We start from the raw sequence: 21,736 nt of genomic DNA, 5'->3' as shown, positions 1-21,736 counted from the left end.
CCAATCCTCAGGATCGTCCGAACAGGCTTCGCTATTCAAACCTACAAAATTCAATTGGTTCTGCAGGTTCGATTAGCCGCGTCGCGGCGTAATCGGACGCGGTAACATCATTGCGAACGTTCGCCGTCGGATGGTGTGATTAGAACTGGGCCACTTCCTCGGCGGTCAGCTCCCGGTATTCCCCCGGAGCCAGCTCGTCGTCCAGGCCGAGCGCCCCGATCCGCTCCCGATGCAGCCCTATCACCTTGTTGCCGATGGCGGCAAACATCCGCTTCACCTGGTGGTACTTGCCCTCGTGAATGGTGAGGCGCGCCTCGCACTCCCCCAGGATCTCCAGCTGGGCGGGGCGGGTCTTGTCGGTCTCGTTGCGCAGGTAGACGCCGTCTTCAAACAGCGAGATGGCCTCTTCGCTCACGGGGTCGGCCAGCCAGACATGATAGGTCTTGGCACACTCGTGGCGCGGCGAGGTGATACGGTGGGACCACTTGCCATCGTCGGTGATCAGCACCAGGCCTGTGGTGTCGAGATCGAGCCGGCCCACCACGTGCAGCTTGCCCATGGCGGGCTCATCCAGCAGGTGGAAGACGGTGGCGTGATCGGGGTCCTCGTTGGAGCAGACGTAGCCTTCCGGCTTGTGCAGCATGAAGTAGCGATTCTGCTGATTCAGGGTCAAGGTCACGCCATCAAACTCGATCAGGCTCTGCTCATTGATGTGGAAGGCGGGCTGCTTGACCAGGATACCGTCCACCATCACCTCCCCCTGACGGATCAGCTTGCCCGCCTGGGAACGGGTCAAATCGGAGCAATCGCAAAGAAATTTATCGAGCCGCATGCACAAAACCTCGGAATCCAACGTTATCAAGGGGCGTCATTATATAGGCCGAACCCCACAACGCCAGCACTAAGGGAGAAGTTAGGCAGATGGCGCCTGACGCCATGATGTGCCGGTGATAGACTGCCGACAGAGCGCCGACACCACGCATAATAATAATCCCAGGAAGCCCCCATGAAGCCGACTCAGCCTCATCCCGTCATCCCCGTCAACCAGTTGCAACCTGGCATGTACGTGCTAGCCATCGCCAGTCAGACCGGTGCCATGGAAATCGCCCAGACGGGGTTGGTGACCAACCGTCAGCAGGTGGATGCGCTGATCCGGCGCGGCGTGCTGACGGTGCGGGTGGACCTCGCCCGCAGCAAGCTGCCCGGGATAGAGCAGGTCGTCTCCCCGAGCCCGTCCCACAGCGCCGGCTCGGCGCGTCCCGCAGGCAGTGGCGAAGGGCGCGAGCTCAAGATCCGCCGTCTCTATCAGGAGGCGCGCGAGCTGCAAGGCAAGTTCATTCGCCACCTCAAGGCCGGGGAACCCATCGACATCACCCCGCTGGCGGCGGTCGCCGAGGAGATGGTGGACACCATGTTCACCCATGGCGACGCCATGCTCTGTCTGGCGCGGATCCGGGCCAAGGATGCCTACCTGATGGAACACTCCATGAACGTGGCCATACTGCTCGCCAACTTCGGCCGTTATCTCGGGCTTGAGCGCAGCGTGCTCAAGGAGCTGACCCTGGGCGGACTGCTCCACGACGTGGGCAAGATCATGACCCCGGACGAGGTGCTCAACAAGCCGGGCAAACTGACCGACGAGGAGTTTGGCGTGATGCGCCAGCACGTGGTGCACAGCTACGACATCCTCAGCAATACCGCCGGCATCACCCCCACCATGCTGGAGGTGGCCGCCAACCACCACGAGCGCCTCGATGGCACCGGCTATCCCCAGCGGCTCAAGGCGGACCAGCTCTCCCTCTACACCCGCATGAGCGGCATCGTCGATGTCTACGATGCGGTGACGGCAGACAGGGTCTACAAGCAGGGGATGCAACCGACCCAGGCGTTTCGCATCCTGCTCAAAGGCATCAATCAGCACTTTGATGCCGAGCTGGTCACCAAGTTCATCAAGTGCATGGGGGTCTATCCGGTGGGCACCCTGGTGCAGCTCTCCAACCAGCGGCTGGCGGTCGTGATGCAACGCAACGAACAGCAGCCTCTCAAGCCGGTGGTCAAGGTGATCTATCACGCCACCCAGCGCCACTACCTCGAGGTGCAGTGGCTGGATCTCGCCAGAAACGGGGGGCAGGAGAGCATAGAGAGCACGGTCGATCCCAAGGAGTTTGGCATCAACCTGGCCAACTTCGTCTAGCGAGCCTGGGACTCAGGTGCCTGCTCGCGGCAGTAGCGGAGGAGAAACTCCTCATCCAGCGGGGAGAGATCGAAGCGGACGCAGGCCTCTTCGATGGCCCGGATGTCGTGTTCATGGTGTTCGCTGAGCCAGCGTACGGCGCGGCGCAGATCCTCACCATGGGGCAGCAGGGTATGGTCGCTCATGGTACACCTCCAGTCAGCCATAGAAACCCGCCCGTCACATCGAGCGCTCTCCTACTAGCTTAGTCCTCCCCCGACATGCCGCCCTCTCCTCCCGAACCACCCGGCGCGCTCGCACGCCACCCCGCATGCGGCTTGACGCCGACCACCCCATCGAGGGTATGCTCGTTGCCTTCCGGCGCCATCTCATGGCTCTGCTTCTCACACAAGGACGCTGTATGCAAGCCAAGGACAAGTGTCTGGCCGCCCTGGTCATTCTCTGCTGGGGACTCAACTTCGTGGCGATCAAATGGGGGCTGGAGGGCATACCGCCGCTGCTGCTGGGGGCGCTGCGCTTCGTCGGCGTTGTCTTCCCCGCCATCTTGCTGGTGCCCAGACCCGCCATGCCCTGGCGCTGGCTGCTGGCCTATGGCGGTGCCATCAGCCTGGGGCAGTTTGCCTTCCTGTTCTGTGCCATGAAGTTCGGCATGCCGGCGGGCATGGCCTCCCTGGTGCTGCAATCCCAGGTGGTGTTCACCCTGCTGTTCGCCATGATCTGGCTGGGAGAGCGTTGGCAGCCCCACCACTGGGTGGCGCTGCCGCTGGCGGGGGCCGGCCTCTATCTCATCGCCACCAACGGCGAGGGCAACCTGACCCTACTCGGCTTCGTGCTGACCCTGTGCGCCGCCGCCTGCTGGGGCCTTGGCAACGTCATCAATCGCCAGATTGGGCTACGCTATCAGACCTCATTACCCAGCCTCATCGCCTGGGGCGGCCTGGTGCCCATAGTGCCCTTCTTCGCGCTCTCCTGGCTGTTCGAGGGGCCCGATGTCATTGCCACCAGCCTGCTCAACTTCAGCTGGCAGGGGCTCTTGTGCGTGCTCTATCTGTCGCTGGTCGCCACCTGGCTTGGCTACGGCCTCTGGGGGCGTCTGCTGATGCGCTATCCGGTGGCCCAGGTGGCGCCACTCTCCCTGCTGGTGCCCTGCGTCGGCATGGTGGCGGCCGCCCTGCTGCTCGATGAGCACCCCACGACCCTGCAGTGGCTGGGTTCGGGCCTGGTGCTGCTCGGCTTCGTGGTCCATCTGCTGGGCGGAAAAATGAGGCTGTTCAAGGCACAAGCCGAACATTGACCTCGATGGGGAAACTTCCCATGATGGATCAGGCCCTCACGGGCCTCACAGCTTGACCCGGCAGGACGCCAACCATCAGGAGAGCAAGGACATGCAGCACAGTTCACCCTCGGTCATTCCCACTTTGCCGCGTGTCATGCGGGTCGCGGCCGTGATGCTCCCCCTCTGCTGGAGCGCCTTCGGCTGGAGCGCCACCCTGCCGGCGGATCTCAAGTGGGAGAGCAACGACACAGACCCCGTCTATGCCGATCCACAGGCCAAACGGGGAAGCACCTTCCGTGACTTCATGTCGAGCTTCCCGCTCACCTTGCGCAAGTACGGGCCCGACTCCAACGGCAGCTTCGCCGGTTACGTTCGTGAAACCAATCTGCCCCTGCTCGCCACCCATCCGGTGACCGGCAATCCCATTCCCATGCTGGCCAACCAGTGGGCCTTCGGCGCCGATCACAAGACCCTCTATTTTCGCCTCAACCCCAAGGCGCGCTGGTCGGACGGCCAACCCGTCACCGCCGATGACTGGCTCTTTACCCTCAAGATGATGCGCAGCAAGGAGATAAGCGATCCCTGGTACAACAACTACTACAGCACCCAGATAAGCGAGGTGACCAGGTTCGACGATCACACCCTCGCCATCACCAGCGGCACCGAGAAGAGCCGGGAGGATTTGCTGGAATCCCTGCCGTTCAGCCCGGAGCCGAGCCATGCCATCAAGCTCACGGCCAACTGGGTCAAGGAGTACAACTGGAAGGTGCTGCCGGTCACCGGTGCCTACCAGATTGGCGAGCTGAAGAAGGGCAAGTCGGTCACCTTCAACCGGGTCAAGGATTGGTGGGGTGACGGGGAGCGCTACTTCCAGCACCGCTTCAACCCGGACCGGATAGAGATCAAGGTGCTCAGGGATCAGAACATCGCCTGGCAGCACTTCCTGCGTGGCGATCTCGACAGCTTCCCGCTGGTCATGCCCAACTGGTGGCACGACAAGAGCAAGACAGCCGAATTCGAGAAGGGCTATATCGAACGGCTCTGGTTCTACAACCAGACCCCGCAGTCCCCCATGGGGCTTTACCTCAACACCGCAGACCCGCTGCTCAAGGATCTCAATGTGCGGCTCGGCATCCAGCATGCCCTCGCCCTCGACAAGATGATCGCCACCCTGCTGCGGGGGGACTACCAGCGCCTCAACAGCTACGGCTCGGGCCAGGGGGCCTTCACCAACACCGACATCAAGGCACGCCCCTTCGATCCCAGGCTCGCACGGGACTACTTCGCCAAGGCGGGCTTCACCAAGACGGGGCCGGATGGCATTTTGCAAAACGACAGGGGCCAACCCCTCTCCCTCAGCATCACCTACACCACGGCCGAGCATGCCCAGCGCCTGACCCTGCTGCGGGAAGAGGCGAAGAAGGCGGGTCTCAATCTGGAGCTGAACCTGATGGATGCCTCCGCCGGCTTCAAATCCATGCTGGAGAAGAAGCATCAGAGCGCCTGGATGGCCTGGAGCAGTGGCCGCTATCCCGCCTACTGGGAGCACTTCCACAAGGTCAACGCCAACAAGCCCCAGACCAACAACATCATGAACCTCGATGACGACGCCATCTCGGCCCTGGTGGAGCAATACGACAAGGCCTTCGACTTCGGCAAGAAGGCCGAGCTCTCACGGCAGATCCAGCAGCGGCTCTATGAGCTGGCCAGCTTCGTCCCTGCCTATCAGGTCCCCTATACCCGGGCAGGCGCCTGGCGCTGGATAAAACTGCCCAAGATTCCGGCAACCCCCCAGAGCGATCTGCTTTACTGGCCCCTGGATGGCGCCAACTCGGGCTACAGCTTCGGTGGCCTGCTCTGGATTGACGAGGAGCTGAAAGCGGAGACGAAAGCCGCCATCAAGCAGGGCAAGACCTTCCCTCCCGTCACCCTGATCGACACCCGCTATCAAAAGCCCTGAGTCCTCTCCACGTACTGGCTCGGCACAAACAAAAGACCCCGCACTGTGGCGGGGTCTTTTTTGTGGCAGCAGCGCCTGGGCGGGACTTAGCCGCGCTTGGCCTGCTTTTGCGCGATGGCGTCGGCCACGTCGGCCGGATCCAGCACTATGCCTTCCTGCTCCGGGGTCGGGAACACGGCCACGCAGAGCTCGTCCTGCTCCATGCCGTCGACCCAGCGATCCAGCCACACCTTGAGGGTGATGGACTGCGGCTTGCAGTCTGCCCACTCGCCTTCGGCCCACGCCTTGGCGTATTCCGGATGCGGCCAGACCGGGATGCAGTCTTCGTCTTCGGTGGTCAGCATCATGACGCCGTGCTCGTCGGTCAGAACAAACAGCTCTTCGTGCTCGACCAGCTTGCTGATGAAGTGATCAAAGCGGTAGTCGGCGTTCAGTTGCAGCGCGGCATTGCGCTCGGTGTCGCTAAGTTCATAGCTCATTGGTCAAGTCTCTCATTCAATAAAGGGCGACATGTTCACATCTTGCTGGCGCCTTGTCCAGCAAGAGTGCTCAGTCGCTCCTGTTTCGGTTATCTCAGCCCAGCGCCGGGGTCACCAGGGTGATCTCCGCCGTCTCGCAGAAACGCTGGCGCAGCCAGTAGGCGGACTCCACCTCCACGAAGCAGAGCTGATCCCGACCGGCCCAAGCCCCTGCCATGATCTGCTCGAAGCGTCTCTGCTGCTGCTGCTCCCAGACGACCGCCAGCTTGGAGCCATGGGCTTCATCCACCACCCCACGGCGCAACTCGAACAGGTTATCGGTGATCGGGCTGTTGATCTTGCCAGGGCTGTGCCAGTACATCAGCAAGTTGTCCAGCATCTCTTCGTCGTAACTCGCCAGCGCGTCCAGCTCGGGAGTCTCACCCTGGCCGCCAGCCCCGAAATCGCACCATCCCGCCGCCAGAGGAGCCAGACTTTGCGCCTCGCGCCCCTTGGCATGTTGGCGCAGGGCGGTGACATCTGCCCCCTTGATGGATGGCAGCCAGAGATCCCCCTGATACTCATCGAGCAAGGGGAGCAACAAGGACGGTGCATAAACAGGAAAGCGGGGACCTAGGGTGTGCAGCAGAGATACCAGTGTGACAGTGATCATGAGACGCGCCTTGAGCTGGAAGACCTGGGTTCATACCTGGCCAGGAGGACAAAAGAGAGGCTATTCTACCATGTTTGCCGGCACACGGACTCTGCTAGTCCAACCAGCCGGGACATGACGCTTCCGGCCAAAAAAGCAGCGTTCGGGTACTGCCGGTCCAGAGAAAGCCCAATACTTTGAGCCAGCGCCCACTAAAGTCAAACCGGGAATGCTAGTTTGCATACATCTTTAGCGTAAGGAGTGCATCCATGAGTGGGATCGACCAGGTTTCTGACGATTTTGTGAATGAGCTGAAAATACTGGCATGCTTTGATCCGGCGAACATGAGTTTGGGGATCAAGTTACGCAGCGACATGTCTGAAGAGTTGTGCCTGGCGGCGCAACGTCTGCATCAACAAGGCATGATCAGTGCCGTCGATGGCGGCTATCTGACCCCCTTCGGCATGACCATGCTGGAGCATCTTCAACACCTGCTGGTGGCGCTCAAGCCGAATTGAGTTCCTGCGGCGCCCAGAGCGAGAAGTTGAGCAATTCCCAGCGCTTTCCCTGCCGCAGCAGACAAGCAAACAACAAAGGACCTTCGGGTCCTTTTACCTTGCCATCGATCAACCACTCCCCCGTCCGCTTCGGGACAGGCTGCGCCTTGATCTCCTCGGGCTGCTCAGCCTTGCCCAAACGGACCTGCACGAATTGCTGGCACACTGTCACGGCCTCGTTTGCCGCGGGATCCGGCACGGGAGTATTGGCAAGCGCCACTGTCAACAAGAGTGATGGGAGCATGATGATGGTCATTGGCAAACGTGGTTTATGAATATGCCATTAAACAAAAAGCCGTGGCACCAGAGGTACCACGGCTTTCTTAAATTCTGTAAGAATTACAGAGCAGTTACGTTCTCAGCCTGCGGGCCTTTCTGACCTTGGGTCACGGAGAACTGTACGCGCTGACCTTCAGCCAGGGTACGGAAACCGTTACCGCTGATAGCGCTGAAGTGAACGAAAACGTCCGGGCCGTTTTCTTGCTGTATGAAGCCAAAACCTTTGGTTTCGTTGAAAAACTTAACGGTACCGGTGATCATGTTAGACATATCTTTAACCTGTATTCAAAATAATTACTTATGCTTTTCAGCGGATAAAGCTCAAAAACGGGATTAACTTATGAACAACAGGAAAAGATGCAAAACATCATATTCATTGACATAACTAACGCCCTTTCAAGCTGGTTTAGATTATACGTGCCTTTGTCGATTACGCAACCAAATTTGCACCCCGCCGGGGGCAGGGTGCAATCACTTACGCATCCGCCGCTTCCAGTGCCTGAACCAGGGCTTTGAGGAAGCGCGCCGCCTCTCCGCCGGTACAGGCTCTGTGGTCAAATGTCATCGACAAGGGCAGTGCCCGGACCGGCCGTGCCTCCCCATGGATGAAGACCACTTTCTCGAACAGCTTGCCCGCCCCTATGATGGCCACCTGGGGTGGCGTGACTATGGGGCTGGCGTAGCGACCTGCGATGGCACCAAAGTTGGTGAGGGTGATGGTCGCCCCCTGCAACATCTCCCGCGGCACGGCGCGCGCCTTCACATCGGCGATCATCCGATCAAGCCCGTGCCGAATGTCCGCTCTCTCCCGCTCGGCCACGTTCTCCATCACCGGTACATAGAGCCCGTGTTTGGAGTCAACGGCGATGGCCACATTGACCTCCCTGAACAGCCGTCTCGACAGGGTATCCCCGTCAAACCAGGCATTCATGGAGGGCTCGGCACGACACGCCACCCCGATGGCCTTGATGAGACGCACCGTCACGTCTTCGTCTGCCCGCCAGTGACGCAGGTCCACCTCGTCGGTGATGCTGACCGGCACCACAGTCTGATGGGAGTGCTCCATCGCCTTGGCCATGGCCCGGCGCGACCCCTTGAGGAACTCGTTGCCGCTGCTCTGCAACGCTTCGAAGGCGCTCTGCACGTCCTGCTCGGTCACCATGCCGGCGCTGCCAGTGCCCTTGAGCCTGTCGATGTCCAGCCCCAGTTTTTGCGCCAGCAGACGCACCGCCGGCATGGCCTGCACCAGAGCGCCACCGGGCGCCATGGCACCCACCACGAAGTGATCCTCGATGTGCTGTTGATGGGCGCTGACCTTGCCCACCACGGTGCCGTCGTCCTCCCCCCCCTCAAACTCCACCAGGGGAGCGCCGATGTGGAGTATGTCTCCCTCCTGGCCGCACAGCCTGGCGATCACCCCTGCCACCGGCGAGGGCACATCCACCAGCGCCTTGGCGGTTTCCACCGACAGCAGCACCTGATCGACACTCACGGTATCGCCGGCGCTGACCTTCCATTCGACTATCTCGGCCTCGGCCAAGCCTTCGCCCAGATCCGGTAATTTGAAAAATTTCATGACCAGTTCTCCATCCACGGGAACATCACCAAAGGTTGACCGACTTCATGGCTCTTCCTTGCTCGGGCGCCTGGGCGCCAACAGTTGATAAACGTCATAGCCACTTGTTCTCCATCAGTTGGTGAGCCGCATCCGCGATATCCTGCTCGGTGATGAGGTAATACTCCTCGTTGCGATAGTAGGGAACGGCGGCATCCACCCCGGTGAGCCTTCTTGGCGGCGCCTTGAGGGAGGTCAACGCCTCCTCGGTGACCCGCGCCACGATTTCAGCACCCACCCCGAAGCTGCCACAGGCCTCGTGCACCACCAGCAGACGCCCGGTCTTGCGCACCGAGGTCAGGATGCTCTCCATGTCCAGGGGTTTGATGGTCGCAAGATCCAGCACTTCGCACTGGATGTCCTGCTCCGCCAGCAGGGCGGCGGCCCGCATCACCTCCTGGATGCAGGCCCCCCAGGCGACCACGGTGAGATCCCGTCCGGGCCTCAGGGTGAAGCAGACATCCAGCGGCAGGCCGACACCGTCATCCACCACATCCGACTTCATGGAGCGGTAGATGCGATCCGGCTCGAAGAACATCACCGGATCCGGGTCGCGAATGGCCGAGAGCAGCAGGCCATATGCCCGTCTCGGGCTGGAAGGGATGACCACCCTCAGACCCGGGATATGGGCAAACAGGGCTTCGACGCTCTCGCTGTGGTGCTCGGGCGAATGGATGCCGGCGCCATAGGGGGAGCGGTAGACGATGGGACAGGAGAGCCGGCCACGGGTACGGTTTCGCATCCGCGCCGCCTGACAGATGATCTGCTCCATGCCGGGGAAGATGAAGCCCTGGAACTGGAATTCGGCCACTGGCTTGAGCCCCTGGGTCGCCATGCCGACCGCCACCCCGGCGATCAGCCCCTCCGCCAGCGGCGTGTCTATCACCCGCTTGAAGCCGAACTTGTCGCGCAGCCCCACGGTGGCACGGAACACACCGCCGTTGACCCCCACATCCTCACCCAGCACCACCACGTCGGGGTCGTGCTCCATCTCGTGATGCAGCGCCAGATTGATCGCTTCGAGCAGCGTTATTTCACTCATGCAGCCTCCCCAGACCCAGAACCATCTCGTGATGCAATGTCAGGTGAATCGCTTCGAGCAGTGTCATGTCACTCATGGTGTGTCTCCCCGCCGCGCTGCTGCATGCCCTTGGCGATGATGCGCTGACGCTGGGCACGGTACTCCCTCGGCAGCTCGGCAAACTGGTAATCGAGCAGGGTTTCCGGCGCCTGCGGTGCCATACCTTCATAGGCGGCCACGGCACGCTCGACCTCCCGGCTCGCCTCCGCCAGCAACGCCTGCTCCTGATGCTCGTCCCACCAGCCCTGATCGGCCATGAACTGGCGCAGCCGCTTGACCGGTTCCTTGGCCCAGGCAGCTTCCACCTCGGCGGCCTCGCGATAGCGGGTCGCGTCATCGGCGGTGGTGTGATCCCCGAGCCGGTAGCTGACGGCTTCGATAAGCGTCGGCCCCTTGCCGCTGCGGGCCCGCTCTATGGCGGCGCGGGTCGCCTCATAGACGGCCACTACGTCGTTGCCATCGACCTGCAGGCTGCGCACTCCGGCCCCTATCCCCTTCTGGGCCAGAGTAGGCGCGCTCGACTGCAGCTTGCGCGGCACCGAGATGGCCCACTGGTTGTTGTTGATGATCATCACCATGGGGAGGTGCCAGACGCCGGCGCAGTTGAGCCCCTCGAGAAAATCTCCCTTGGAGGTGCCGCCATCGCCTATGGTCACCACGGCGACCCTGGGCTGGTTGCGCAGCTTGAAGGCGGCAGCTATGCCGGCGGCATGGGTGATCTGGGTGGCGATGGGGACGCAGATGGGCAAGTCTTCCGACAACTCGCCATCGGCCTTGTAAAAGACACTGCCCCGCTCATCCCCGCCCCAATATTGCAGGTTCTGCTCCATGGGCACGCCCCGCACATAGAGGGTGGGCATGTCCCTGTAGTAGGGCACATAGACATCCTCTGGCCGCATGGCGAGACCGACCCCGATTCCCACCGCCTCAGCCCCCAGATGGGAGGGAAAGGTGCCGAGCTTGCCGGTTCGCTGCAGTGCTATCGCTTTCTTGTCGTAACTGCGCACCATCACCATGTTGCGGTAGAAGGTGTGCAGCATCGCCTTGTCCAGCCAGGTCGGCAGTGTCGCGACCGGGCGCCCCTCCTCATCGAGGTAACGAAGGAAGGGGATGTCGACATGGGTCATAACTGGCTCCTTGCCGTTGTCAGCGTCACCACCATGAGGTGACCCTTAGAATGTAAATAAGATGTTAAGCAAAGGACAAGGTGATTCAGTCAGGTAAGACCAGTAGAAACTTCTTTAATTTCAGAAAGAAGATGAGATTTTCGGCGAGCAGAAACGAAGAAGGGAGCCCTTTCGGGCTCCCTGTCAGGGCGAGTTCGGGATCACGTCCATCCTGGCCACGCCGCCTGGGGCGCAGGGTTGACGTGAAAAGATAGGCTCAGATCACTCCCACAGACGGGTCGGCACCACCAGCAGCATGGTCCGCTGGCCGATGGCCACGTTGGCATTGGGGAAGACCACCGCCTCCCGCGCTTTCTCTACCCTGTACTGCCGATCTCCATCTTCCGCCAGCACAAACCCCTGGGGAAATTCGGTGAAATTGTCCACATCGCTGGCAAACAGGAAACGAAACTCGGCCGTTTGCTTGTTGATCACCCGATCGATGGCAAAAATCGTGAAGTCATCCGCCCGCCAGGGCTCGAGCACGACCTCATACTGGGTCACCAGCTCCTGCAGCGCCTGACGCGCCTCGATGAAGCGGGTCATGTCGTTCTCGCCAAAGGGGCGCACCTTGCCGAGCTCCACCGTGAAGGCATGGGCGCCATGCTGATGCGAGCTGTAATAGCTGAAGGTGGTGGTCGGGCCGCTCGAGAGCAGTATGGTGCGCACCCCGCAGGCCCCGAGAAACTGCACCTGCTCCTTGCAGTGCGGCCGCTCGTGAGGAAAGGGGTAGACCGCAAACTTCTCGTGGCGGGAGCCGCGAATGGCGGTGTGCAGATCGTAGTGATAACGGGGCCGGGCGGGATCGGCAAAGAAGCGGCTCACATACTGCTCCAGGCGCATGGCGCGAATGCGCTCCCTGTTGCACAGCCCCTCCCCCTTGCTGTGGGCACCACTGAAGAGCCGGTTCATGTTCTCCTCCACCTCGCGCGCCCCCTGATTCATGGCGGCCGGGTTGCCAAAGAGGAAGAGCACCCGGTGGCGGGCCTGAAGCTCCCCGCCGAGCAACCGGGTCAGCAACTGGTTGCAGATCTCGATGGGGGCTGTCTCGTTACCGTGAATGCCGCAGGAGAGCACTATGTCCTTGCGCCCGCCAGGCGACTCACCCATGGGCTCCAGGCAGAGCACGCCGGTATCCCACACGCTCACCCGGGTACCGTTGGCCAGGTCGAAGGCAAAAGGCTCGAGCTGCCACTCGTGGCGGCGGGTCAGGGCCAAAAAGTCATGCTGGGGAATCATCCATCTCACCCTCTTGTCTGGAATGCTATGGCCGGATTATACGCAAGGCAGGCGGGCTTAAAATCAATTTTTAAACAAATTCAAACAGTAAGGATACAAAGTTGGCGAGGGATGATGACAACTCATGCCGCACGGGGCAAACAGAAGGAAAAACAGACAAGGGGAAATGAGGGGAAGCGGCAACAGGGGAAAAGTCAGGCCCGTTTGAGGGCGAAAAACACAGGCAGAGCAGTTCAGATCAGCAAGAAAACGAGGCATCCATGCCCGGTATATCAACCACGCCAGAACGGCTTGGTGGTCTCTTGATAGCGGTCAGCTTCGTTCAGACCGATGTCCTTGAGCAGGTAGGCGGGCAGCTCGGAGAGCTGGCGACGGCTGCGGCTGCGTTCCAGCCAGGTCAGGACGGTCATCTTGACGCGAGCAACCAGATTCGATTCGCTGGAATCCTGGTAACCGGCTTCGGTATAAGTCATGTTGGCCATGATATGGCTCCTCTCTCTAGTTCTGCGCAAGGCTCGGATTTGATGCGCAAAGCTTAGTCAGGGCGAGGAGGTGCCTCAATTGACGAATTTTGATACATGAGATTAGTAAAAGTAATGGCTGATCTCGCCATGGGGTAAAATACAACTGATTGATTTATATGTAAAATCCTGACCAGATATTCCCTCCCCCAGCCGTGCAGCATTTTCTCCTGCCGCATCGGCTTCTAACTATGCAGTTTCCCACGTTAGCTATGCAGAGCCCGAGTTCGAGACAGGACGCTGCCACCCCTGCCGCACCGCCAATTGTTAACCATTGGATCACTTAAAGATCGTTATTTAACAAGATAATACAGACAGGCAACCCCCGAAAGGCGGCCACGGCTGCCGCCCTTGCACCGCGCTTGAAAGGCGACACTTGGCGCCTTCCCGTCATGCTGGTATGGTTATTTATACAGTGGTTTAATCATGCCCCCTGATCGCCGCCTTTAGGGCGACGGATTGAGGGAACACACAGGATATGCCGATGGACACCTTTACCCCCACCGCCGCCCTGCGTCAACAGATGGACGCGTTGGAAGAGGCCCTTGCCCGTCTCGCCAGGCAGCTCGGCCAGCTCGAGTTGCTGGAGGCCCATGTCTATCCCCTGCCCGCCGTACCGCAAGGGGAAGAGCATGATCCCATCGAGGCCATCGAGGTGGGTTATCTCTCGGGCGAGGCGGCACTGGCCGCGGCCGTGACGGCCTTTCAGGATCACAGCGCCCGCCCCGGCTGCTCCACCAAGGCGACTCACCGCCTGCCTGGCTGGTTGCGCTTCCCCACCGCCAGCGCCTCCTTGCTGCACCCGCTGCTCGACGAGATCAACGGCCACAAGCTCGCCTTCAAGGCCCTGGTGCAGGCCGCCGGCGGGCGAGACGAGAAGTTCGAACTGGTACACAGCGCACTGCCCGGGGTCATCACCCTGCAGGTCTATCGCAAGCTGACCCTGCTCACCGGAGAGCTGCATTCCCTCGGTTTCACCTGGGCCGACAAGCAGAGCATCAGCCGCCTCAGCCGCGAGCAGGTGCTGGAGATGCTGGAGCGCAGCCGCCGCTATGTACCGGCGCTCTCCAGCAACGAGGAGTGGAGCAAGATGGTGGATCAGGAGGTGTATGACATTCGCCGCCTGCCGGCGGATGCGCAGCTGCGGATCCGCCGACCGGTCAAGACCCACCCCATGATCAACCTGCTCTGGCTGGACAGGGAGCCGCGCAAGCAGCAGCTCAAGGCGAGCCTGCCCCTGCTGCTCTGCTCGGACAACCCGCCCAGCGTCACCCACCTCGGCCACTATCCGCCCAAGCTGCGCCAGGCGCGGCGGGATCGCAAGATTGGCGGCGAGGCCATCATAGAGCGGCTGCACCTCTATCGCTATCAGGGCTAGCGCCTCTTAATCAGACCCATGAGAGGGGCCCCAGACGCGGGCAATGAGCCCCTGAAACAGAGAAGGGGGATGGTCACCAGGACCATCCCCCTCTCGCACCCAGGCAGGCAGCACCGCTCCTAGCTCATCAGCAGGGCGCGCAGGCTCTCCACGTCCAGGCCACGCACCTCGGACTGGCCGCTCAGCAGGCCATCGGCCAGGGCCCGCTTCTCGTCGTGCAGCGCCACTATCTTCTCCTCCACCGTCTGCTCGCACACCAGTCGATAGACTGTCACCGGCTGGGTCTGGCCCATGCGGTGCGCCCGATCGCTCGCCTGATCCTCCACCGCCGGGTTCCACCAGGGATCCAGGTGCAACACTGTATCGGCCTGGGTCAGGTTGAGGCCTGTGCCCCCCGCCTTGAGGCTGATGAGGAACAGGGGAACCGGTTCATGACGAAAACGCAGTATGGACTCCTGGCGGGACTTGGCGGAGCAGCCCCCGTCCAGATAGCAGTAGTCCCATTTTTTGAGCTCGATGCGGGCTCGCAACAGGCTCAGCAGATCGACGAACTGGCTGAACACCAGCACCCGGTGGCCGCCATCGATGGCTTCCTCCAGGAGCGCCATGGCCTCGTCCAGCTTGCTGCTGGTCTGGGACCACTCCGGCATCACCAGCTCGGGGGAGCAGCAGAGCCGCCGCAAGCGGGTCAGGCCGCTCAGCACGTGCATCAGGGCGCGGCCATCGGCGCTTTGCACCTGCTGCACCACCTCGCGCCTGGTCGCCTCGTAGAGCTGACGCTCCTCGGGGGAGAGGCTGATGTGGTGGATGATCTCGGTCTTGTCCGGCAGCTCGGTCAGCACCTGCTGCTTGAGGCGCCGCAGGATGAAGGGGCTGATCACCGCCCGCAGCAGCGCCATGTGCTGGGGATCCTTGACCGCTTTGCCGAAGCGGCGCTTGAACTCGCCGAGGCTGCCGAGCAGGCCCGGGTTGATGAAGGTGAACAGGCTCCACAGCTCCCCCAAGTGGTTCTCGATGGGAGTGCCGGAGAGGGCCAGGCGAAAATCCCCCTCGAGCTGGAACAGCAGCTTGGCACGCTGGGTGCCGGCATTCTTGATCTGCTGCGCCTCGTCCAGCACCATGCTCGCCCAGCGGCGGGACTTGAGGGACTGGGCCAGGCTGCCGAGCATGCCGTAGTTGACCAGGATGATCTGGCCCGCCTTGGCCTCCTGGATCAGGGTCTCCCGCTCGGCGGGATTCTCGAACACCACCACCTCCAGCTCGGGGGCAAACCGGGTCACTTCCTCCTGCCAGTTGGTGACCACGGACTTGGGCACTACCACCAGGGCGGGGCCGAGGTGCTGGCGCATGCGCAGCACCATGAGCGCCTGCAGCGTCTTGCCAAGGCCCATGTCATCGGCGAGACAGGCGCCAAAGCCATGGTGGGCCAGGGTCGCCATCCAGCGCACCCCGTCCTTCTGATAGTCCCGCAGCGCCGTCAAGAGCTCGGGGGCACACTCCACCTCCTGCTGCCACTCCTGCTGCAGGGAGTGCCAGGCATCATCCCCGGCCGTGGTCACTGCCGACAGCAGGCGGGCCAGGGGGTAGGCCAGCTTGTTGTTGATGCGCTGCTCGGTGTCCAGCATGGCCCCCAGCATGGTGAGGCGCTCCACCAGCTTGTCGCTCAGCATCAGGCTAGTCTTCTCGTCGAGCTGAACGGTGCGCTGGCCCGGGGTCAGCTGGCGCAGGATGAGGCGCAAGTCGAGGATCTGGTGCTCATCCAGCGCCAGTGCCCCCTCCACCTGGAACCAGTCCTGGCGACGCTCGATGCGCAGGCTCAGGGCCGCCTCGTCGAGGCTCTTGAGACGGGCGCTGTCCTGATGCCAGTGAACGACCACTCCGGCGTCCACCAGCTCGGGCAGCGCATTGACCAGGGTCAGTGCCTGCTCACCGTCCAGCTTCCATTCGTTGCCCGGCAGGCCGATGGGCAGCTGGTTGCGCAGCAGCTGGGCCTCGGCCTTCTCGGCAGCCAGATCCCGTTGCCAGTAGTGATAGTCCCTGACGCCCTGGCGCACTATGGCCTCCCCCTTGCCAAGGGGCAGCGGCGGCAGCTCCCCCTCCCGGGTCACCAGCTGGACCAGCAGCTGACCATCCTGCCAGTCCAGCTGGACCGAGGGCACTCCTGGCCAGGGGGTCAGCTCGGCATTGCCGCTGAGCCCCTCGACCTGGCTGTGCCAGGGCAGCTCGGGAATGGCGTCCAGGGTGCGTTGCAGCTCGGCGAGCCCGTCCGCTGGCAGCAGCGGAATGGATTCCAGCGCAGGCAGTCTGTCCAGCAGCGCCTGCGGGGTCAGGATGAGCTGCCACAGATCCTGGGCCAGCGGCACTATGTGCGCTCCTCGCGCCGCGGCGGCCGGGCTCAGGACGGCGCTCATGCCCTGCTCGGTGGCGACCACCTGCAGCAAGGGGGCGCTGATGGCCAGTTGCAGCTTCTGCCCCTTGGCGTTGAACAGGCGCGGATGGCTGGCCAGGGGGGCCCAGGCGTCCCGCGGCAGCTTGCTCATGCCCCGTGGCAGGGTGCGCACCAGAGCCCAGTCCGCCTCGTCTAGCAGGGCGGCATACTGGGTGGAGAGCAAGGCAGGATCGACCCGGCGCCCGGCGGTCCACTCCCCCTTGGTGCTCTGCTTCTGGATCTTGCACTCGAGCTCGGGCCCTTCCGCATGGAGCAACCATACCAGCCGCTCCTGCGCCTTGCGCACGCCGCTGGAGCGCCCCAGCCCCTGCAGCCAGTTGAGCCAGCTGGCCGAGGCGGGGGTCTTGTCCTCATCCTCTACGTCGCTGGCCGCCTCGGGGGCCGGGGTGGCACGCAGTTGCTGCAACGGGGGACGCTCGGCCCCCTCTCCCAGCAAGAGGCGCAACAGATCCTGGCAGAAGGCCATCAGGCGATGACGGGGCTCGGCCTCCAGCACATGGGAGAGATCCCACTTGTGCAGTATGGCCACCTGGGGGCTCTGCTCGCCGTGGCGCGCGAGGGCGCAGAGATCCAGCCAGAGGTAGCCCCAGTGGAGCTCCTCCAGCGGCAGTTGCAGGGTATCGAACAGGCCTATCGCCTGACCGTGGCGATCACCGGCCCACTGTCCCAGCAGATCCGAAAGCAGGGGGAAATGGTTGCCAAGGCTGCGCTGCCACTTCTTGCGCTGCTCGCTGGCGAGCACGGGATCGGCCTGCTGCAGCCAGCCAAGCCAGAGCAGGGCGCTGAACATCCTGGGCCAGGGCTCTTGCGCCGCCGCGGCCTGCCACTGTCCCAGCGCGCCGAGCAGCCGCTCCGCCAGGGGCTGTTCATCCCCCCGCTCGGCCAGTTGCTGCAGGGCCGGCCAGTGAGTGGTCACCTCGCCGGCCAGCGGGCCGCAGAGCCAGTCCCACTCGCTGGCCAGCGCCTCAAGCCGGCTTGCCAGCGCAGGGGCGCAGGCCGCGGTCACGGACGCCAGCGGCCAGTGCGCTTCGGGCTCGGCATCGAGCAGGGTCTGCAGGGCGAAGTGTTCCAGCAACAGTTGTTGCCAGGCAGGGCTTGAGCCCGGCAGCAGGCGGTGGGCATCGGGCAGGTCCAGCAGGCTCAAGAGATCCGCGCTCTGGTAGTAGGCAGGGATCTGCCCCGCCTCCCCCAGACAGAGTTCGCGCACCACCCCTTGTGCCATCTCCTGACCCGTGACCGAGGGGACCCGGGTCCAGTCCGGCATGGGGCAGGCCCCTCCCCGCACCGCCAGGATCAGGGTCAGGGTGCCCTCCGCCGTCAGGCTCCACTGCTGCTCGTTGCGCAGCCGTATCAGTCCCTGTTGCTGCAACTGGTTCAGCGCGTCCGTCAGCGCCTGCCCGGGCGAGCGCTGCGCGTACAGCGTGTCTTGCAAATAACGGGTACTGGCGGCGCGCTGCAGTTGCAGCTCGCTGAGCAGGGCATGGCAATCCGAAGAGAGGGTAAAGGCTGACATCAGAACTCGCGGGCAGGTGCAAAGGCGGAATTTTAACGGGAAAGCGGCGGCGGCTCGACCCTTAACCGCGAATTAGTACAAAAAAAGCGGCCAGGCTCATAAAAGCGGGGACAGGGGGCCGGCGGACCATCCTCTGCGAGGCGCTCTGCGGGCGGGCAACGGGCCATGAAAAAAGGCGCCGCAGCGCCTCTTGATAGGGTAAGCAAACTCGCAGGATTCAGCCTTCCAGGTGCGCCAGACGGGCCTCCAGGGCCTGCAACTGCGACTTGAGGCGCTCAACCTCCTCTTCCAGCTGGCTCAGGCGATCGGCGGCAGGAGAGGCATAACTGCTGGCAGGGGCGGCCTCGGCCAGGGCTTCCAGATCGATCTCGCCACCAAACAGGTGGGCATAGCGGGATTCCCGCTTGCCCGGCTCCCGGGGCAGCTTGACCACATAGGGGCCGCGCTCAACCAGCGCGGCCAGCACCGCATCCACCTCGGTCACATCGTCGAAGCTGCACAGCCGGTTGGTGCGCGAGCGCAGCTCACCCGGGGTCTGGGGGCCCCGCAGCAAGAGCTCGCAGATAATGCCGAGCTCCTGGGCGCTGAATTTCAGTTCACCGAACTCGGTGTTGCAGAAACGGTGCTGATAGCGCGGCACCCGGGCATTGAAGCCGGCGGTGTTGACCACCAGACGACGGCGGATCAGCTCGTCGATGACGGCGCGGATATCCAGCTCGGCGAGCTCGAGCACGGGTTCGCGGTTGCTCTTCTGGTTGCAGGCATTGACCAGTGCATTGAGAGAGAGAGGGTACTGATCCGGCGTGCAGATCTCTTTCTCTATCAGGCAGCCGATCACGCGAGCCTCTAATGGGCCTAGTACTATCTCCATTTCATACTCCCTTGCCAAACAAGACGTTAAGACGGTTATCTTAGCCAAGGCGCTCTCGCCGTCCAGCACTGAACCGCATTTTTGCGAGCCGATGAAACCCTTGATGAAACATCGTACAATCCGGCCGCAACCAGGTGGCTAGCCCCTGGCATCATACCGCCAGGCAGCCCCCTAGACGGACTTGTCGACCCGGGTATCCGTTCCCGTGGTCAGGATGCGCACCTTGTCCCCCTTGTTGAACCTGAGCACGGGATCCTGATCCTGCACGACGTTGAGCAGTTTTCCCGCCTCGGTCTTGATCAGCAGCTCGACCGTCTGCTTGCCCTGCACGCTCTGCTGGTTGCCCTGACGGCGACGGGAAGCCTCGGCCCCCGCCACTGCCCCCACAGTGGTGGCGACAGTCTGGCCCGAGCCACCACCAAATTGGCTGCCGACTGCCGCCCCCAGGGCGGCGGCCCCTATGGTGCGAAGTGGCCGGGTTCCGCCCTGCTGGGGTGCCGCCTCCTGGGTCAGGATGCGGCTCTCTTGCACCGTGCCGTATTCCACCTGGGCGCTGGTGCCTGCCAGGGCCGGTGTGCCCATCAGAATGAGCAGGCTGGTAACCATGAATGCAATCTTCTTCACTATGTCGACTCCGATGACGACTGAGACCCGATGGCGCCGGCACCGCACCTGCGCGGCCCCGCCATCCCCATTCGGGAGACTACACCGCCGATCCTGACTGTGAGCTTGCCTGAGGTGGAAATGATCACGGCCGCAAGGCGGCCGTGATGGGAGAAGGGAAAGCGGTGCCCGGCCTGCTCATGAGGAGGGCTTGGGCTCCAGGGTCGTGGCAACCGACTTGGCCGCCGAGGCGGTGAGCAAGGGCTCACCCGGATAGAGCATCAGCGCCTGGGTGCGCAGGCGGTCGGCCTCTTCGGTCCGTCCCAGCGCATTGAGGGCAATCACCATGTTGGCGTAGATGTTGGCCCTGGGGGTATGACGCACGAACGCCTGCCCCCAGTCGAGATAGGCTTCCAGTTCTGACTTGTTGTTGGCCTGCAAGCCCACCATCAGGCGCACCGCGTTGACGTCGAACTCCACCCGGGTCAGCCAGGCCATGGGGTTGACGATGTCCAGCAGCAACGCAGGCTGCTTGTAGCCGCCGCGCTCATACTTGGTCACCACCCAGGCGGTATGCAGAGCCGTCAGCATGAAGGGGACGACGATCAGGGGAATGCCAATGGCCAGGAAACGCAGCAAGAGCCAGGGGCGGTAGACATACTCCCGCCAGTTGGCGTGGCCAGCCGCTCCCCCCTCCTCCACTTCCGCATCAAGCACATGGATGAGCAGCAGCAGCGCCCACCACAGGGCGATGGCGTGGTAGAAGGGATACTCGGTCTGGGTGTGCAGCAGTATGGGGATCACCAGCGCCAGCAAGGCCGCCCCCTTCACCCAACCAGCCCTACCCAGTCGCCACAGCAGAGCCCCGCCCATCAGCGCCATGCCGAGCATGGGGGCTAGCCCCCCTTCCACCGCCCAGTAGAGAAACTCGTTGTGGGGGTGATCCAGGTTGTACTCGATCTGCACCATGGCGGGATTGAGCGCCTTGTCCGCCATGTAATGCTGAAGGAACACCGACTCGAAACTGCCATAGCCCCAGCCGGTCCAGGGCGCCTCGGCAATCAGCCTGGCGGCATAGGGCCAGTAGATGGATCTCATGCCGCCGGACTGATATATCTCCAGCCCCCGCCTGGCCCCCGCCATCCAGTATTGGGATGCCAGCCCGAGCGCTATGCCCAGCCCAACCAGCCCCAACACCCGACCCAGTTGTCGCTCGCGATGCAACTGCGGCAGCAGCAGGATCAGAGCCAAGACCCCGCCCAATTGGCCCACCCGGGACTGCAACACCACCAGCAGCAAGGCGGTCGCCAGGATCACGCCATGACGCAGCCCCTTGAGCCAGGGGTTGGCGTGCCCCCGCATCTGAAGCCATATCGCCAAGGCAAGCCCGGTCGCCATAAAGGTCGCCATCACGTTGGGTTGCTGGAAGATGCCGTAAGGGCGATTGGTCCTGGTGTCGTAGCCTATCCAGTTGCCCGGCACCAGCAGGTAGTACTGCACCAGGCCGAGCAGCGCCTCTATGGCTACCGCCCCCAGCAGCAGGTAGAGCAAGCGATCCCGCATCTGACGATCCAGTCGCCATTGATAGAGGCAAGCGAGAAACAGCAGACCGGCAAACAGCCCCAACAGGCGGGGAATGGCATAGTCCTTGAGCTCGAAGCCCGGATAGGCCATGGGCAACAGCAGCAGCAAGGCCCCCAGCCACAGGACCGTCAGCAACGGCGAGACCACCAGCCGCTGGCTGAGGGTGACCTGCCACAGTCCCAGCGCCATCACCAGGCTCGCGAAGATCCAGCCCCAGGCGTTGAAGGGCAGATAGAGCCCGGCCCCGCCCGGGTTGTGCATGAAAAAGTGCATGCCCAGCAGCCAATAGAGGATGCTGACCAAACTAAAGATCCCTGTTGTCCTCATCGTCCCTGATCCC

20 protein-coding genes are annotated in these 21,736 nt (G+C 62.6%); 5 read left to right on the top strand and 15 right to left on the bottom strand.

Going from position 1 to position 21,736, the window contains the following annotated elements:
- Positions 1 to 139: 139 nt before the first annotated feature.
- Positions 140 to 832, bottom strand: a complete 693-nt coding sequence (gene rsuA / locus ACFWHB_RS07315; RefSeq protein WP_041206053.1) for a 16S rRNA pseudouridine(516) synthase RsuA — start codon at positions 830 to 832, stop codon at positions 140 to 142.
- Positions 833 to 1,006: 174 nt separating this feature from the next.
- Between rsuA and ACFWHB_RS07310 the strand changes: the two genes are divergently transcribed.
- A complete protein-coding gene (locus ACFWHB_RS07310; RefSeq protein WP_395949813.1) occupies positions 1,007 to 2,194 on the top strand; it encodes an HD-GYP domain-containing protein in 1,188 nt (395 codons plus the stop codon).
- Here ACFWHB_RS07310 and ACFWHB_RS07305 read toward each other — a convergent pair.
- Positions 2,191 to 2,379 (bottom strand): hypothetical protein, encoded by a 189-nt coding sequence (locus ACFWHB_RS07305; RefSeq protein WP_005331455.1) that lies wholly within the window; start codon positions 2,377 to 2,379, stop codon positions 2,191 to 2,193. The genes ACFWHB_RS07310 and ACFWHB_RS07305 overlap by 4 nt on opposite strands.
- A 215-nt stretch (positions 2,380 to 2,594) precedes the next feature.
- On the opposite strand from ACFWHB_RS07305, the gene ACFWHB_RS07300 reads away from it, so the two are divergent.
- Together ACFWHB_RS07300 and ACFWHB_RS07295 are read left to right on the top strand one after the other, a co-directional pair.
- Positions 2,595 to 3,488 (top strand): EamA family transporter, encoded by an 894-nt coding sequence (locus ACFWHB_RS07300; protein ID WP_163135165.1) that lies wholly within the window; start codon positions 2,595 to 2,597, stop codon positions 3,486 to 3,488.
- A 136-nt stretch (positions 3,489 to 3,624) separates the two neighbouring features.
- On the top strand, positions 3,625 to 5,430 hold the full coding sequence (locus tag ACFWHB_RS07295; protein ID WP_395950181.1) for an extracellular solute-binding protein: 1,806 nt from the start codon (positions 3,625 to 3,627) through the stop codon (positions 5,428 to 5,430).
- An 86-nt stretch (positions 5,431 to 5,516) separates the two neighbouring features.
- Here the strand turns inward: ACFWHB_RS07295 and ACFWHB_RS07290 are convergent, their stop codons facing one another.
- The gene (locus ACFWHB_RS07290; RefSeq protein ID WP_005331447.1) at positions 5,517 to 5,909 is read right to left on the bottom strand and encodes a DUF2750 domain-containing protein; all 393 of its coding nucleotides are present in this window, start codon (positions 5,907 to 5,909) and stop codon (positions 5,517 to 5,519) included.
- A gap of 94 nt (positions 5,910 to 6,003) precedes the next feature.
- A complete protein-coding gene (locus ACFWHB_RS07285) occupies positions 6,004 to 6,561 on the bottom strand; it encodes a hypothetical protein (protein WP_395949812.1) in 558 nt (185 codons plus the stop codon).
- A gap of 248 nt (positions 6,562 to 6,809) precedes the next feature.
- Here ACFWHB_RS07285 and ACFWHB_RS07280 point away from each other — a divergent pair, with 248 nt between their 5' ends.
- A complete protein-coding gene (locus ACFWHB_RS07280) occupies positions 6,810 to 7,058 on the top strand; it encodes a TIGR02647 family protein (protein ID WP_025327553.1) in 249 nt (82 codons plus the stop codon).
- On the opposite strand, the gene ACFWHB_RS07275 is transcribed toward ACFWHB_RS07280, so the two are convergent.
- The 7 genes from ACFWHB_RS07275 to ACFWHB_RS07245 all read right to left on the bottom strand — a co-directional run bounded on the left by ACFWHB_RS07275 (position 7,045) and on the right by ACFWHB_RS07245 (position 12,959).
- Positions 7,045 to 7,341 (bottom strand): hypothetical protein, encoded by a 297-nt coding sequence (locus ACFWHB_RS07275; RefSeq protein WP_395950180.1) that lies wholly within the window; start codon positions 7,339 to 7,341, stop codon positions 7,045 to 7,047. The genes ACFWHB_RS07280 and ACFWHB_RS07275 overlap by 14 nt on opposite strands.
- Positions 7,342 to 7,436: 95 nt before the next feature.
- Positions 7,437 to 7,646 (bottom strand): cold-shock protein, encoded by a 210-nt coding sequence (locus ACFWHB_RS07270; protein WP_005331438.1) that lies wholly within the window; start codon positions 7,644 to 7,646, stop codon positions 7,437 to 7,439.
- A gap of 205 nt (positions 7,647 to 7,851) precedes the next feature.
- Positions 7,852 to 8,952: a dihydrolipoamide acetyltransferase family protein gene (locus tag ACFWHB_RS07265; RefSeq protein ID WP_005331437.1), complete on the bottom strand. Its 1,101-nt coding sequence runs from the start codon at positions 8,950 to 8,952 to the stop codon at positions 7,852 to 7,854.
- Positions 8,953 to 9,046: 94 nt separating this feature from the next.
- Positions 9,047 to 10,033 (bottom strand): alpha-ketoacid dehydrogenase subunit beta, encoded by a 987-nt coding sequence (locus ACFWHB_RS07260; protein WP_106886346.1) that lies wholly within the window; start codon positions 10,031 to 10,033, stop codon positions 9,047 to 9,049.
- Between the two features lie 68 nt (positions 10,034 to 10,101).
- Positions 10,102 to 11,199 carry a pyruvate dehydrogenase (acetyl-transferring) E1 component subunit alpha gene (gene pdhA, locus ACFWHB_RS07255; RefSeq protein WP_171276446.1) on the bottom strand — a complete coding sequence of 366 codons (1,098 nt, stop codon included), beginning with the start codon at positions 11,197 to 11,199 and terminating at the stop codon, positions 10,102 to 10,104.
- Positions 11,200 to 11,460: 261 nt separating this feature from the next.
- A complete protein-coding gene (astE, locus tag ACFWHB_RS07250; RefSeq protein ID WP_395949810.1) occupies positions 11,461 to 12,477 on the bottom strand; it encodes a succinylglutamate desuccinylase in 1,017 nt (338 codons plus the stop codon).
- Between the two features lie 272 nt (positions 12,478 to 12,749).
- Positions 12,750 to 12,959, bottom strand: a complete 210-nt coding sequence (locus ACFWHB_RS07245) for a DUF1127 domain-containing protein (RefSeq protein ID WP_005331430.1) — start codon at positions 12,957 to 12,959, stop codon at positions 12,750 to 12,752.
- A gap of 523 nt (positions 12,960 to 13,482) precedes the next feature.
- Between ACFWHB_RS07245 and ACFWHB_RS07240 the strand changes: the two genes are divergently transcribed.
- Positions 13,483 to 14,376, top strand: coding sequence for a DNA replication terminus site-binding protein (locus ACFWHB_RS07240; protein WP_270823756.1), 894 nt, complete (start codon positions 13,483 to 13,485; stop codon positions 14,374 to 14,376).
- 119 nt (positions 14,377 to 14,495) lie between these two features.
- On the opposite strand, the gene ACFWHB_RS07235 is transcribed toward ACFWHB_RS07240, so the two are convergent.
- The 4 genes from ACFWHB_RS07235 to ACFWHB_RS07220 all read right to left on the bottom strand — a co-directional run bounded on the left by ACFWHB_RS07235 (position 14,496) and on the right by ACFWHB_RS07220 (position 21,723).
- The gene (locus tag ACFWHB_RS07235) at positions 14,496 to 18,338 is read right to left on the bottom strand and encodes an SNF2-related protein (protein WP_395949809.1); all 3,843 of its coding nucleotides are present in this window, start codon (positions 18,336 to 18,338) and stop codon (positions 14,496 to 14,498) included.
- Positions 18,339 to 18,555: 217 nt separating this feature from the next.
- The gene (locus ACFWHB_RS07230) at positions 18,556 to 19,209 is read right to left on the bottom strand and encodes a YceH family protein (protein WP_042649459.1); all 654 of its coding nucleotides are present in this window, start codon (positions 19,207 to 19,209) and stop codon (positions 18,556 to 18,558) included.
- 171 nt (positions 19,210 to 19,380) lie between these two features.
- Positions 19,381 to 19,833: a glycine zipper 2TM domain-containing protein gene (locus ACFWHB_RS07225; RefSeq protein ID WP_395949808.1), complete on the bottom strand. Its 453-nt coding sequence runs from the start codon at positions 19,831 to 19,833 to the stop codon at positions 19,381 to 19,383.
- Positions 19,834 to 20,010: 177 nt separating this feature from the next.
- Positions 20,011 to 21,723 carry a PglL family O-oligosaccharyltransferase gene (locus tag ACFWHB_RS07220; protein WP_395949807.1) on the bottom strand — a complete coding sequence of 571 codons (1,713 nt, stop codon included), beginning with the start codon at positions 21,721 to 21,723 and terminating at the stop codon, positions 20,011 to 20,013.
- Positions 21,724 to 21,736: the final 13 nt, after the last annotated feature.

The organism is Aeromonas mytilicola subsp. aquatica (assembly GCF_044336385.1).
Classification (GTDB): domain Bacteria; phylum Pseudomonadota; class Gammaproteobacteria; order Enterobacterales; family Aeromonadaceae; genus Aeromonas; species Aeromonas rivipollensis.
The sequence above is the reverse complement of the archived record's forward strand: the minus strand, read 5'-3'. Positions and strand labels throughout refer to the sequence as shown.